Genomic DNA, 12,948 nt, shown 5'->3' on the forward strand with positions numbered 1-12,948 from the left:
TCTCCTCAGTGGCCCGACAGGGCCGTCTCGAAGTTCAGGGTCGGATGATCGATCAGCTCGCGCAGCACCGCCGTGGCGAAGCCGCCGCGGGGCAGCCGGAAGTCGAGCCGCAGGCAGTCGGCCTCGCGGGTCAGCTGCGGGGCCGAGAGGCGCATGCGCAGGGCGCGGCGGGCCAGGCGCACCTCGGCGCGCTCCAGCCCCCCGCAGAGCCCTGGGTGGCGCTCGCGCAGGGCCTGTTCAAAGGCCGCCGCCTCCCCGGCGGCCTGGGAGTCGCCGCTGCCCCACAGGACGCCGCCGGGGTGCAGGTCGAGCCGCTCGGCGCGCTCGGCCAGAGACTCATCGACGCACTCGACCACGAACTGGCTGGCGGTACCGTCGAGGATGGCCACCTCGCCGGACACCAGGGTATTCCAGGTGCCGTCGGTCAGGCGCATGGCCAGCAGCTCGTTGAACAGGTAGCTACGGGCGGCGGAGAGCAGCATGCCCTGGCGGTCGTCGCGCTTGCGCCAGCCGCGGGCCAGCACGGCCCGGGCGCGGGCCAGGTTGCGCCCCTGATGGCCGAAGCGCTGGGGGCCGAAGGCGTTGGGCACGCCGTGGGCGCACAGCCAGGCCCAGCGCGCCTCCAGCCGGGGGTCGTCGACGGCGGCGCCGCGGATCACCAGCGAGAAGCGGTTGGCGCGATGCACGCCACGCTTGAGCTTGCGCGGGTGGCGGGCGCTTTCCAGCAGCGTCATCCCGCGCTCGGCCAGCGCCTCGGCGAGGCCCGCCGGCGCCTCGCGCCCCGGCAGCTGCACCGAGAGCCACTGGCGGGTCACGGCGATGCGATCCTTCATGCCGGAATAGCCCACCGCCCGCGGCGAGACCTGGCACAGCTCGGCCAAACGGCGCACCGCCTCCAGGGTGGTCAGCTCGCGTTTCTCGATCCACAGCCAGAGGTGTTCACCCTGCCCCTCCGGGGCGAAGTCGAGGCACTCCTCGACCACGAAGTCCTCGGCGCAGGCGCGATACTCGCCCGGCCAGGGCGCGCCGAAGGCGGCGTCCAGCGCCCGGGGCCAGGCCGGCGGCCAGGCGGCGGCGTTCGTCGGCGCCTCACTCATCGCCGGCGCCCCCGGCGGCGGCGCCCGCGGTGTCGGAACCCCGGGCGGTCAGCAGCACCACCGCCTCGGCGGCGATGCCCTCGCCGCGGCCGGTGAAGCCCAGCCGCTCGCTGGTGGTGGCCTTGACGTTGACCGCGCTCGGCTCGACCTCGAGGTCCTCGGCGAGAACCGCCGCCATGGCGGCGATATGCGGGGCCAGCTTCGGCGCCTGGGCGATCACCGTGGCATCCAGGTTGCCGACCCGAAAGCCGGCCTGGCGCACCAGCTCGAGCACGTGGCGCAGCAGCGCACGGCTGTCGGCGCCGGCCCAGGCCGGGTCGGTATCGGGAAAGTGGCGGCCGATGTCGCCCAGGGCGCAAGCGCCGAGCAGCGCATCGCAGACCGCATGCAGCAGCACGTCGCCGTCGGAGTGGGCAACGAAGCCGTGTTCGAAGGGAATGGCGACGCCACCGATCATCAGGTGGTCGCCGTCGCCGAAGCGGTGCACGTCGAAGCCGTGGCCGATTCGCAGCATCTCAGGACCTCTGCCGGGTGGGCCGCGTGTCGCCGCGGCCCGGATGAATGGAAGATTCAGCGCGCTGGGCGATCAGGATCTGCTCGGCCAGGGCCAGGTCCTCGGGATGGGTGATCTTGAGGTTGTCGCGCCGCCCGGGCACCAGCCGCGGGGCCAGGCCCAGCGCCTCCACCGCCGAAGCCTCGTCGGTCACCGTCACGCCGGCCTCGACCGCCGCCGCCAGGGCGCGACGCAGCAGCCCATAGCGGAATCCCTGGGGGGTCAGGGCGTGCCACAGCCCCGCCCGGGCCTCGGTGGCGGCGACCCGGCCGGCGCCGTCGTCACGCTTCATGGTGTCGGCCACCGGCGCCGCCAGCAGGCCGCCCACGGGGTCGTCGCTCAGGGCCTCGCACAGCCGGCGCAGGTCCGCCGCGGTGACGCAGGGGCGTGCCACGTCGTGGACCAGCACCAGCGCCTGCTCGGTTGCCTCGCCCGAGATGGCGGCCAGGGCGTTGGCCACCGAGTCGGCCCGCTCGGCGCCGCCGGCCACCCGGCGCCAGTCGGCGAAGGGCACCCAGGCGGGGTCGAAGTGGGCGTCGTCCGGGTCCAGGCAGAGGCACAGCCGCGCCTCGGGCAGCGCCCCATGCAGCCGCGCCAGGGTGTGGGCCAACACCGGTCGGCCGGCCAGGGGCAGGTACTGCTTGGGCCGCGCCGCGCCCATGCGCCGCCCCTGACCCGCGGCGGGCACCACCAGCCATAGCGGCTCACTCATGGCCGGCCTCCCCCGCGGTGGACGCCGGCACGGTCGCCGCCTGCGGGCTCTCCCACCGGGCGCCGCTGGCCTCGACCACCACGCCGGGGACCCAGTAGAAATGCTCGTCGCTGCGCACCATGCCGATATCGCTGCGCGCCCGCTCCTCGATGGCGTCGAGGCCGGTCTTGAGGTCCACCACCTCGGCGGCCAGCCGGGCGTTGCGGTCGCGCAGGGGCTTGTTCTCGGCGTCCAACACCGCTACCCGCTCACGAATCTGGCGCAGCTCCTGGACGCCGCCGTCGCCGAACCACAGCCGGTACTGCAGCAGGGCCAGCAGCAGCAGCAGGGCGATGGCGAGCCACTTGAGCATCGGGTCCTTCCTCGCAGTTCAAAACGGCCGCCATTATGCCACCTTCCTCCGGCTCACGTCTTGAACGGCAGGCCTCGTTCGGCGGCCCGGCAGTAGGCCCGCACCTGGCGACGCTCCTCGGCGCAGAAGCGCGCCACTGCTGCGTGCAGCTGCGGGTCGGCGATATGGTGCAGCGAGCCGAGCAGGCGCGGCGCGAAGCCGCGGGCGAGCTTGTGCTCGCCCTGGGTGCCGGGGTCGAAGGTGGTCAGCCCCCGGGCCAGGCAGTGCTCGATGCCCTGGTAGTAGCAGGCCTCGAAGTGCAGGCAGTCGGCGATCACTTCGCTGCCCCAGTAGCGCCCATAGAGGGTGCGCGTGCCCTGCAGACAGAGGGCGGCGGCCACCGGTCGGCCCGCCAGGCGTGCCTGGATGAGCACCAGGCTCTCGGGCAGGGTCGCCCGCAGGCGCAGGAAGAAATCGAGGTTCAGGTAGCCGTGGCGCCCACGCTCCAGGTAGGTGATCTCGTAGCAGCGGAAGAAGTGGGCCAGCGCCGCCTCGTCGATCGCCGCGCCCTCCAGGCGGTGCAGGGTCAGCCCCTGGTCGGCGACGATGCGCCGCTCGCGGCGGATCGCCTTGCGTCGCTTCGAGGTCAGGGCGGCGAGAAAGCCGTCGAAGTCGCCGAAGCCGCGATCCTGCCACTGGAACTGCACCCCGTGGCGGAGCAGCAGCTCGGGGCGTGCCGCCCGCCACGCCGCCACCTCCTGGTCGGCGGCGAACAGCAGATGCCAGCTGGACAGCCCGGCGCTGCCCTCCCAGGCCGTGGCCAAGGCCTCGCGAGCCGCCAGGGGGTCGATGCCCGGCGCCAGTGCCAGCCGCGGCCCCGGGGCCGGAGTGAAGGGAATCGCCGAGAGCCCCTTGGGATAGTAGCGCCCGCCGGCCCGCTCCCAGGCGTCGGCCCAGGCCCAGTCGAAGACGTATTCTCCGTAGGAGTGGTGCTTGTGGTAGTGGGGCATCACCCCGACCAGCGCCTCGCCGCGCCACAGGGTCAGATGGCGCGGCACCCAGCCGGTGGCCGGGCTCACCGCGCCGCTGGCCTCCAGGGCATGGAGGAACTCGTGACGCAGGAAGGGGTGATCGTCGCCGACCAGGGCGTTCCAGGCCGCCGCCGGCACCGCCTCCATGGCGGGCAGTTCTTGCAGCACGAGCTGGGGCATCAAGATTCCTTACCTCAGTAGCGCAGGACATCACGGGGCGCCTGCGGCGCCTATCGTCGAAGCGCAGCCTCCCGCACGGCTGTCTGTATATGTGGGAGGGCGATTTATCGCGCGAAGCAGCGCGCAGCGCTGCCAGTTCAGGGCGCCTGCGGCGCCTTCGTCGAAGCGTCGAACCGCCGGCAAAGCCGGCCTTCCACACGATTTTCTCCTATCGCGGCGCCATCGGCTGACAAGTCGTTGGCAGAGGGCCTACATTGTGCCCATGCCCTCTCCTCGCTTCCATCCCCACCGAGACAGGAAACCCGCATGACCGATGCCCGGGAGCTGCAGTCGCGGTTCGACGCCCAGCGCCAGGCCTTCGCGGCCGAGCCCTACCCCAGCCTGGCGAAGCGCCGCGACCGCCTGGCGCGGCTGGCGACCCTGACGCGCCGCCACCGCGACGAGATCGTTCGCGCCATCGCCGCGGACTACGGCCACCGCGCCGCGGCCGAAACCCAGCTCGCCGAGATCGCCACCGTCGGCCAGGCGGTGCGCCACGCCCGACGCCACCTGCGCCGCTGGATGCGCCCCAGGCGCGCCGCGGTGCCCTGGCGGCTGCTGCCCGCCCGGGCGCGCATCCACTACCAGCCGCTGGGGGTGGTGGGCATCATGGCCCCGTCCAACTACCCCTGGAACCTGGCCTGGCTGCCGGCGGTGGACGCCCTGGCCGCCGGCAACCGGGTGCTGATCAAGCCCAGTGAGCATACACCGGTCACCAGCGCCCTGATGGCGCGGCTCGCCGAATACTACTTCGCCCCCGACGAGCTCGCCGTGATCACCGGCGAGGTGGAGACGGCACAGGCCTTCGCCGCCCTGCCCTTCGACCACCTGCTGTTCACCGGCAGCGCCCGGGTCGGCCGCGAGGTGGCCCGGGCCGCGGCGGCCAACCTCACCCCGACCACCCTGGAGCTGGGCGGCAAGTCCCCGGTCATCGTCGGCGCCGACGCCGACCTGGCGAGGGCCGCCGAGCGCATCGCCTTCGGCAAGTGGCTCAACGCCGGCCAGACCTGCATCGCCCCGGACCATGTGCTGATCGACACCTCGCGGCTGACCGCCTTCATCGAGGCGATGCGCAAGACGGTGAACGACTTCTATCCCAGGGGCACCGCCGGGGAGGACTACAGCGCCGTGCTGGGCGATCGTCAGCGGGAGCGGCTGGAGGCCATGCTGGCCGAGGCCCGGGATCACGGCTGCCGAGTGATCGAGCTCGGCGAGCGGGTCACCCTGGCCGACGGTGGCACCAAGCTGCCGCCCACCCTGGTGATCAACCCCCACCATGCCCTGAGCCTGATGCGCGAGGAGATCTTCGGCCCCTGGCTGCCGGTGATCGGGCTCGGCGACTTCGATGCCGCCCTGGCCCGGGTCAACGCCGGCCCGCGGCCCCTGGCGCTCTACGCCTTCACCGACGATGCCGTCGAGCGGCGGCGACTGCTGGAGCAGACCCACTCCGGCGGGGTGGTCTTCAACGACACCCTGTTGCACAGCGCCGTGCCGGCACTGCCCTTCGGCGGCGTGGGGGAGAGCGGCATGGGCGCCTACCATGGAGAGAGCGGCTTTCGCCGGTTCAGCCACGAACGCAGCGTCTTCTTGCAGTCACGGCACAGCCGCGTGGGCTGGCTCAATCCGCCCTACCGTCGCTGGCTGGTGCGCCTGATGAGCCGCTGAGCCGCTGAGCCGCTGAGCCGCCTCGAATCATCGCGTAATAAAACTACATAAAAACCCAAAAATGCCGTAGACTGCCGGAAACGCAGCACAGTAATTTGGTAAACTTACCATATTTCGATTCGCGAGGTGCCCCATGCCCAGCACACCCCCTGCCCTCCACCCTACCGTCGCCGACGTCACCCGCCGCATCCGCGAGCGTTCCGCCGAGCGCCGCGCCCTCTACGAGAGCCGCATGGCCGACCAGCACCGGCGTGGCGTGCACCGCGGCGAGCTCTCCTGCGGCAACCTGGCCCACGGCTTCGCTGCCTGCGGCGCCGAGGACAAGAACTCGCTGAAGATGATGAACTCGGCCAACCTGGGCATCATCTCCTCCTACAACGACATGCTCTCGGCGCATCAGCCGCTGGAGGTCTTCCCCGCGGCGATCAAAGAAGCCGCCCGCGCCATGGGCTCCACCGCCCAGTTCGCCGGCGGCGTGCCGGCGATGTGCGACGGCGTCACCCAGGGCCAGCCGGGCATGGAGCTGTCGCTGTTCTCCCGCGATGTGATCGCCATGGCCACCGCCGTGGGGCTCTCCCACAACATGTTCGACGCCGCCCTCTATCTCGGCGTGTGCGACAAGATCGTGCCGGGGCTGTTCATCGCCGCGGCACGCTTCGGCCACCTGCCGGCAATGTTCGTGCCCGCCGGCCCCATGGAGAGCGGCCTGCCCAACAAGGAGAAGGCGCGCATCCGCCAGCTCTACGCCGAGGGCAAGGCGAGCCGCGAGGATCTGCTGGAGGCCGAGTCCGCCTCCTACCACAGCCCCGGCACCTGCACCTTCTACGGTACCGCCAACTCCAACCAGCTAATGATGGAGATGATGGGCCTGCACCTGCCGGGCACCTCCTTCGTCAACCCCGGCACCGAGCTGCGCGAGGCGCTGACCCGCTACGCCGCCGAGCAGGCGATCCGCAACACCGAGCCCGGCGGCGAGTATCGCCCCTTCTATCGGCAGATCGACGAGCGCGCCATCGTCAACGCCATCGTCGGCCTGCTCGCCTCCGGCGGCTCCACCAACCACACCCTGCACCTGGTGGCCATGGCCGCCGCCGCGGGCATCACCATCGACTGGGACGATTTCACCGAACTCTCGGCGGTGACGCCGAGCCTGATGCAGGTCTATCCCAACGGCCAGGCCGACATCAACCACTTCCAGGCCGCCGGCGGTATGAGCCTGCTGTTCCGCGAGCTGATCAATGCCGGGCTGATTCACAGCGACATCCCCACGGTGTTCGGCACCGACCTGACCGCCTACACCCAGGAGCCCTTCCTGGAGGACGGCAAGCTGACCTGGCGAGAGGGCCCCACCGAGAGCCTCGACAGCGAGGTGCTGCGCGGCGTGGCCAAGCCGTTCGCCGCCACCGGCGGGCTCACCGTGCTCGACGGCAACCTGGGTCGCGGGGTAATCAAGGTCTCGGCGGTGGCCGAGGCGCACCGGGTGGTCGAAGCGCCGATCCAGATCTTCGAGGACCAGAACGACCTCAAGGCCGCCTTCGAGGCCGGCGACCTGGATCGTGACGTGATCGCCGTGGTGCGCTTCCAGGGTCCCAAGGCCAACGGCATGCCCGAGCTGCACAAGCTGACGCCCTATCTGGGGGTCCTGCAGGACCGCGGCTTCAAGGTGGCGCTGGTCACCGACGGGCGCATGTCGGGCGCCTCGGGCAAGGTGCCGGCGGCCATCCATATCAGCCCCGAGGCGCTGGACGGCGGCCCCCTGGCCCGGCTCAGGGATGGCGACATCGTGCGCCTGGACGCCAACGCCGGCACCCTGGAGGTCAAGCTCTCGGCCCATGCGCTGGCCGAGCGCGAGCTGCGCGTCGGCGACCTCGATCACTACCATGTGGGCCTGGGCCGCGAGCTGTTCGGGGGCTTTCGCCACCTGGCCATGCGCGGCGAGGAGGGCGCCGGGGTGTTCGGCGGCTTCGAGGCCGACGACCTGGCCCGCCAGGAGAGCCAGATCCACGAAGACGACGCCTGAGCCACTGCCACAACAGAGCCATGCAGTTGCTATAAGTTGCCATAGCGAGAAGCGCCGGCCAGAAGGGATGGATTGACGATGACACGACCCGCATTGATCGGTGATATCGGTGGGACCAACGCCCGTTTCGCGCTAGTGACGCCGGGGACCTTCGAGCCCGAGGATATCCTCAGCCTGCCCTGTGCCGACTATCCCGGCCTGGTGGAGGCGGTAACCGACTACCTGGCCCGGGTCGGCGCCGTGGGCGAGCGGGCCCCTCGAGAGGCCTGCCTGGCCTTCGCCTGCCCGATCCGCGGCGACCGGGTGACCATGACCAACAACCACTGGTCCTTCTCCCGGGCCGAGGCCCAGCAGGCGCTGGGGCTCACGCTGTTCAAGGTGATCAACGACTTCACCGCCCAGGCCCTCGGCGTACCCCATGTGGCCGCGGCTGACCTGGTCGAGGTGCAGCCCGGCGAGGCGATTCCCCATGCGGCCCGGCTGGTGATCGGCCCCGGCACCGGGCTCGGCGTGGCCGGGCTCTTCCCCGGTCGCCATGCCTGGATCCCCCTGCCCACCGAGGGCGGCCACGTCACCTTCGCCCCCACCGACGAGCGGGAGCAGAACCTGCTGCGCCACTTCCGCAACCGCTACGGCCGGGTCAGCGTGGAGCGCATCCTATGCGGCCAGGGGCTGCTCGACCTCTACCTGGCCCACTGCTCGCTGAAGGGCGCCCCGCCCCGCTACGCCACGCCGTCGGAGGTGAGCGGCGCGGCGGGCGACGACCCGGTGGCCCGTGATACCCTGCTGCGCTTCCTGAAGATCCTCGGCGACGTCTGCGGCGACGCCGCCCTGACCCTGGGCGCCCGGGGCGGGGTCAGCCTGTGTGGCGGCATCCTGCCACGGCTGCTCGACTGGCTGCCCCAGAGCCGCTTTTGCGAGGCCTTCGCCGCCAAGGGGCGCATGAGCCCCTATACCGCGGCGATCCCGATCCACGTGGTCACCGCCCCCTGGCCGGGCCTGCTGGGCGCCGCCGAGGCGCTGCATAATGAAGAGGTCGAATAGGAACGTCTTTCCAACCCCACTCTGACGTGGGCACCGGGAGCAGGTCGTAGCGAAGGTCATTCGCCATGGATGGCGAATGTAGCGCCCAAGGAAGGGTTCACAGCGCCTTCGCGAAGGCCTGCTCCCGGCATAGCCCCAACGACCAACAAGGTTGTGAAATGAGTGCTGACTCGCTAGAAGAGGCTGAGTGACCGAGGAGGTCGAATGATTCCCGATACCCTGCGCGCGCTGCTCGACGAGACCCGTGGCCGACGCCGCGCCCAGTGGGCCGGCCGCGAAGTGTGGTTGGCCAACGAAGCCTGGGGGGAGCTGGCGGTATCGCTCCAGGGCGCCCAGGTCCTGCACTATTTACCAGCGCCCAAGGCCGCGCGAGCTGAAGGCTCTCGCCCTGCCGGCGATAACGGCGAGGGCTGGCTATGGGTGACACCGACGCCCCAGGACCTGCCCGGGGCGATTCGCGGCGGCATCCCGCTGTGCTGGCCGTGGTTCGCCGACGAGCGCTACGCCGATGAGACACCGGACCGCAGCGGGCCCTTCCACGGCCCGGCACGCAAGGCCGAGTGGCGACTCGACGCCGTGGACGAGCACGAGGAGGGCGTGGAGCTCCACCTCTCGCCGGAGACCCGCCTGCACACCCAGCTCGCCCCCCGGGCGGTGATCCAGGCCAACGCCAACCGCCTGCACGTGGAGCTGATCACCGAGCACTTCGGCGAGACCCCGGAGAAGATCAGCGGCGCCCTGCACAGCTACCTGGCGGTGGCCGACAGCTTCGCCTGCCGGGTGGAAGGCCTGGCCGGCGCCCGCTACCTGGACAAGCTGGCGGGCTTCGCCGAGCGCGACCAGCAAGGCGAGCTTGCCGTGCGCGGCGGGCTCGACCGCATCTATCACAGCAACGCCGAGGTGGTGCTCGACGATGGCACCCGCCGCCTGCGCATCGCCCGCCAGGGCAGCGACTCGGCGGTAGTCTGGCAGCCCGGCGAGGCACTGCCCGATGACACCCCCGCCGAGGCCGGGCGGCGCTTTCTGTGCGTGGAATCGGCCAACACCCGCCTCGACCCGGTGTGGCTGGTGCCCGGCGCCCAGCACCTGCTGGGCACCACCCTCTCCCTGGCGGACGCCACCCCATGAACGGGGCAGCCGCCATCGACGCGCCCCTGCTGCTGGGCATGATGCGCCTGCACGAGGAGCCGGAGCTGCATGCCCCCGCGCGCCTGGCCGACTGGCTCGAGGCGCGCCTCGACGAGGGGCTCGACTGGTTCGATCACGCCGACATCTACGGCGAGGGCCAGGGCGAGACGCTGTTCGGCGCCGCCCTGCGCGCCCGGCCGGCCCTGGCGTCGCGGGTCAGGGTGGTCACCAAGACCGGCATCGTCACCGCCGCGCGGGACAGGTCCCGCACGCTGGGTCGAAGCAGCGCGGGCATCAAGCACTACGATAGCTCCCGGGCCCATGTGACGGCGGCCATCGAGGCGGCACTGAAGCGCCTCGGGGTGGAGCGACTCGACCACTTCCTGATCCACCGCCCCGACCCGCTGATGGATGCCGAGGCCACCGGCCGCGCCCTGGACGATGCCATCGCCGCCGGCAAGGTCGGCGCCGCCGGCGTCTCAAATTTCCTGCCCGAGCAGTGGCGGCGCCTCCAGGGCGCCATGCAGCACCGCCTGGCGAGCCACCAGCTGCAGCTGTCGCTGGCCCATACCAGGCCGCTGTTCGACGGCAGCTTCGATGCCCTGGTGGGCGACGGCCTGGCGTCCCTGGCCTGGTCACCCCTGAGCGGCGGACGGGTGATGACCGGCCCGGCGCGCCCGGCGCTGCTGACCCTGGCCGAGGCCCACGGCGTCTCGCCCGCCGGCCTGGCCCTGGCCTGGCTGCGCGCCCTGCCCGGCCGCCCGCTGCCGGTGATCGGCAGCCTCAAGGCCGAGCGCATCCGCGCCCTGCACGCCGACGCCGACCTCGCCCTGCCGCGCCCCGACTGGTTCGCCCTGCTGGAGGCAGCCCGCGGCCAGGAGGTGGCCTGAGCGGAGGCGCCTGCCCGACACCATCGACAACGAATCCAACAATGAGGATACCGCCATGATTCCCGTGATCGCCTTCGGCGAGGCCCTGGTCGACATGCTCTCCAGCCGGCTGGGTGAGACGGCCGCCGACGAGGTCGAGACCTTCACCCCTTACGCCGGCGGCGCGCCGGCCAACGTGGCGGTGGCCTGTGCACGACTGGGCGTGCCCAGCCGCTTTCTCGGCATGCTCGGCGAGGACCACTTCGGCGACTTCCTGGCCCGAGAGCTGGGCGCCCACGGCGTGGACACCGCTGGGGTGGTGCGCACCCGGGAGGCGCGCACGGCGCTGGCCTTCGTCTCCCGGGACGCCGACGGCGAGCGCACCTTCGATTTCTACCGACCGCCGGCCGCCGACCTGCTCTACCGCCTGGCGCACCTGCCGGCTGGCGTCTTCGCCGAGCCGGCCATCGTCCACTTCTGCACCAACAGCCTCACCGAGCCGGCCATCGCCGAGACCACCCTGGCCATGGCCGAGATGGCGCGGCGGGCCGGCTGCCTGGTCAGCGTCGACGCCAACCTGCGCCACAACCTCTGGGACTCAGGCGCCGCGGATATCTCGCTGGTCACCCGGCTGCTGGATGACGCCGACCTGGTGAAGCTCTCCCGAGAGGAGCTCGACTTTCTGCGCGCCGACCACGCCGAAGATGCCTGGCTCGCCGAGCGGCTGGCCGCCGGCGTCAAGGTGATCGTCATCACCGATGGCGCCAAGGAGGTGGTGCTCAAGGGGGTGGGCCTGGAGACGCCGGTGGCACCGCCGAAGGTCCAGGCGGTAGATACCACGGCGGGCGGCGACGCCTTTATCGGCGGCCTGCTGGCCGAGCTCGCCGACCGTCTCGGCGCCACGGGCATCGACAGCGACTGGCATCACGACACCGACTTTCTCGTCCGCGCGGTGGACGTGGCCTGCCGCTGCGGCGCCCACGCGGTGACCCACCCCGGCGCCTACGCCGCCCTGCCCACCCGCGAGGATCTGGCGCGACTCAAGGACTGACGCCAGCCACAGCCGCCTGACCGGCTTGCCCTACTTCACCGCCTGACGCTCCGGCCGCCGCCAGCGCAGCCGACGGGCGACGACCGTCTCCCCCGGGCGGTAGTCGCCGCGGGCCGCGGTCAGGGCCGCGGTCAGGGCCGCGGCGGCGATGCGGTCATGGTCCTGCACCGCCGAGTTGACCGGCAGCGGCAGGAAGTCGAGCAGCCGGTTGTCGCCGAAGGTCGCCAGGCGCAGGGTCTGGGGCAGACCGCCCTGCTCCAGCAGCACGTCGAAAACCCCGTCGAGCAGCGTGTAGGAGGCGGTGACCAGGGCATCGGGCATGCCGCGCTCGGCGAGCAGCTCGCGCATCAGCCGCGCCCCCTCGTCACGCTCGTAGCGCACCGCGCAGCGGGTGATCACCTCAGCATCGCTGCCCGAAAGCGCCTGGCGGAAGCCGGCGCGACGCTCCTGGGTGATCGTCAGCCCCGCCACCGCGTCCAGCCAGGCCACGCTGGCCACGTCACTGCCCAGCACCGAGCGGGTCAGCCGCTCGGCGGCCTCGCGGTCGTTGCTCACCACGCAGGCGAAGTGCTCGGGGTCGAAGCCGCGGTCCACGGCGATCACCGGCAGGCCGTCGGCCATCAGCTCAGCGTAGAAGGGGTCGTCCGGCGGCAGGCAGCTGGCGGTGATCAGCACCTCGCAGCGCTGGGCACGCAGCGCCAGCGCCAGGTCGCGCTCGCTCTCGGGGCGGTCGTCGGAGCCGACGATCAGCAGCTGATAGCCCTGCTCCCGGGCGCCCCGCTCCAGGCGCTTGGCCAGGCGCGCATAGCTGGCGTTCTCCAGGTCGGGGACGATCAGCCCCAGGATGCGGCTGGTGCCGCGGCGCAGGGCCGCGGCCTGGGCGTCGACCCGGTAGCGGTGCTCGCGCACCACGGCCATGACCTTGTCGACGGTCTCGGGGCTGATCCGTCGCTCCACGGCCTTGCCGTTGATCACGTAGCTGGCCGTGGTGCGTGAGACCCCGGCCAGGCGGGCAATTTCAGCGAGCGTCATGAACACCTCTGCAACAAGGATGCGGGCCGTCCCTGGCGGGGGCGTCTCGCCACCCCCTGCCAAAGTCGTAGACAGGATGCCTTGCCAAACAGTATGAATCGATCCAGCATGAAAATCACTAGGTGACACGATTCAGCCATAGCGGATATCCGCAGCTTTAACCGCTTACCGCGTCACCGTGACACCCCGACAGGAG

Annotated in this window: 12 protein-coding genes; 6 read left to right on the forward strand and 6 right to left on the reverse strand. The window is 71.5% G+C overall.

From position 1 onward, the window contains the following. Nucleotides 1-5: 5 nt before the first annotated feature. The 5 genes from truD to HOP52_RS09985 are packed head-to-tail and all read right to left on the reverse strand — an operon-like array spanning nt 6 to nt 3,904. Complete coding sequence (gene truD / locus HOP52_RS09965; RefSeq protein ID WP_238977231.1) at nt 6-1,097, reverse strand: tRNA pseudouridine(13) synthase TruD; 1,092 nt, start codon at nt 1,095-1,097, stop codon at nt 6-8. Then, nucleotides 1,090-1,611, reverse strand: coding sequence for a 2-C-methyl-D-erythritol 2,4-cyclodiphosphate synthase (gene ispF / locus HOP52_RS09970; protein WP_238977232.1), 522 nt, complete (start codon nt 1,609-1,611; stop codon nt 1,090-1,092). The genes truD and ispF overlap by 8 nt, the downstream gene beginning before the upstream one ends. A gap of 1 nt (nt 1,612) precedes the next feature. Beyond that, the gene (ispD, locus tag HOP52_RS09975; RefSeq protein ID WP_238977233.1) at nt 1,613-2,362 is read right to left on the reverse strand and encodes a 2-C-methyl-D-erythritol 4-phosphate cytidylyltransferase; all 750 of its coding nucleotides are present in this window, start codon (nt 2,360-2,362) and stop codon (nt 1,613-1,615) included. Beyond that, the gene (ftsB, locus tag HOP52_RS09980) at nt 2,355-2,714 is read right to left on the reverse strand and encodes a cell division protein FtsB (RefSeq protein ID WP_238977234.1); all 360 of its coding nucleotides are present in this window, start codon (nt 2,712-2,714) and stop codon (nt 2,355-2,357) included. Before ftsB ends, ispD begins: the two co-directional genes overlap by 8 nt. A gap of 53 nt (nt 2,715-2,767) precedes the next feature. Continuing rightward, on the reverse strand, nt 2,768-3,904 hold the full coding sequence (locus HOP52_RS09985; RefSeq protein WP_238977235.1) for a GNAT family N-acetyltransferase: 1,137 nt from the start codon (nt 3,902-3,904) through the stop codon (nt 2,768-2,770). 306 nt (nt 3,905-4,210) lie between these two features. Between HOP52_RS09985 and HOP52_RS09990 the strand changes: the two genes are divergently transcribed. The 6 genes from HOP52_RS09990 (at nt 4,211) to HOP52_RS10015 (ending at nt 11,720) form a co-directional block, all read left to right on the forward strand. Then, nucleotides 4,211-5,608: a coniferyl aldehyde dehydrogenase gene (locus tag HOP52_RS09990; RefSeq protein WP_238977236.1), complete on the forward strand. Its 1,398-nt coding sequence runs from the start codon at nt 4,211-4,213 to the stop codon at nt 5,606-5,608. 133 nt (nt 5,609-5,741) lie between these two features. Next, entirely contained in the window at nt 5,742-7,628 is a 1,887-nt protein-coding gene (edd, locus tag HOP52_RS09995; RefSeq protein WP_238977237.1) for a phosphogluconate dehydratase, read from the forward strand. 78 nt (nt 7,629-7,706) lie between these two features. After that, nucleotides 7,707-8,672 (forward strand): glucokinase, encoded by a 966-nt coding sequence (gene glk / locus HOP52_RS10000; RefSeq protein WP_238977238.1) that lies wholly within the window; start codon nt 7,707-7,709, stop codon nt 8,670-8,672. Nucleotides 8,673-8,876: 204 nt separating this feature from the next. Beyond that, entirely contained in the window at nt 8,877-9,800 is a 924-nt protein-coding gene (locus HOP52_RS10005) for a D-hexose-6-phosphate mutarotase (protein ID WP_238977239.1), read from the forward strand. Further along, a complete protein-coding gene (locus HOP52_RS10010) occupies nt 9,797-10,690 on the forward strand; it encodes an aldo/keto reductase (RefSeq protein WP_238977240.1) in 894 nt (297 codons plus the stop codon). Before HOP52_RS10005 ends, HOP52_RS10010 begins: the two co-directional genes overlap by 4 nt. A gap of 55 nt (nt 10,691-10,745) precedes the next feature. Next, nucleotides 10,746-11,720: a carbohydrate kinase family protein gene (locus HOP52_RS10015; protein ID WP_238977241.1), complete on the forward strand. Its 975-nt coding sequence runs from the start codon at nt 10,746-10,748 to the stop codon at nt 11,718-11,720. Nucleotides 11,721-11,750: 30 nt separating this feature from the next. Here HOP52_RS10015 and cra read toward each other — a convergent pair whose 3' ends face one another. Then, on the reverse strand, nt 11,751-12,752 hold the full coding sequence (gene cra, locus HOP52_RS10020; RefSeq protein ID WP_238977242.1) for a catabolite repressor/activator: 1,002 nt from the start codon (nt 12,750-12,752) through the stop codon (nt 11,751-11,753). Between the last annotated feature and the right edge of the window lie 196 nt (nt 12,753-12,948).

This window comes from Billgrantia campisalis (assembly GCF_022341425.1).
In the GTDB taxonomy this organism is placed as follows: Bacteria; Pseudomonadota; Gammaproteobacteria; order Pseudomonadales; family Halomonadaceae; genus Halomonas; species Halomonas campisalis.

Excerpts from the sequence above, each read along its gene's own strand:
- truD (WP_238977231.1), bottom strand. The coding sequence starts at position 1,097 with ATGAGTGAGGCGCCGACGAACGCCGCCGCCTGGCCGCCGGCCTGGCCC.
- ispF (WP_238977232.1), bottom strand. The coding sequence starts at position 1,611 with ATGCTGCGAATCGGCCACGGCTTCGACGTGCACCGCTTCGGCGACGGC.
- ispD (WP_238977233.1), bottom strand. The coding sequence starts at position 2,362 with ATGAGTGAGCCGCTATGGCTGGTGGTGCCCGCCGCGGGTCAGGGGCGG.
- ftsB (WP_238977234.1), bottom strand. The coding sequence starts at position 2,714 with ATGCTCAAGTGGCTCGCCATCGCCCTGCTGCTGCTGCTGGCCCTGCTG.
- HOP52_RS09985 (WP_238977235.1), bottom strand. The coding sequence starts at position 3,904 with ATGCCCCAGCTCGTGCTGCAAGAACTGCCCGCCATGGAGGCGGTGCCG.
- HOP52_RS09990 (WP_238977236.1), top strand. The coding sequence starts at position 4,211 with ATGACCGATGCCCGGGAGCTGCAGTCGCGGTTCGACGCCCAGCGCCAG.
- edd (WP_238977237.1), top strand. The coding sequence starts at position 5,742 with ATGCCCAGCACACCCCCTGCCCTCCACCCTACCGTCGCCGACGTCACC.
- glk (WP_238977238.1), top strand. The coding sequence starts at position 7,707 with ATGACACGACCCGCATTGATCGGTGATATCGGTGGGACCAACGCCCGT.
- HOP52_RS10005 (WP_238977239.1), top strand. The coding sequence starts at position 8,877 with ATGATTCCCGATACCCTGCGCGCGCTGCTCGACGAGACCCGTGGCCGA.
- HOP52_RS10010 (WP_238977240.1), top strand. The coding sequence starts at position 9,797 with ATGAACGGGGCAGCCGCCATCGACGCGCCCCTGCTGCTGGGCATGATG.
- HOP52_RS10015 (WP_238977241.1), top strand. The coding sequence starts at position 10,746 with ATGATTCCCGTGATCGCCTTCGGCGAGGCCCTGGTCGACATGCTCTCC.
- cra (WP_238977242.1), bottom strand. The coding sequence starts at position 12,752 with ATGACGCTCGCTGAAATTGCCCGCCTGGCCGGGGTCTCACGCACCACG.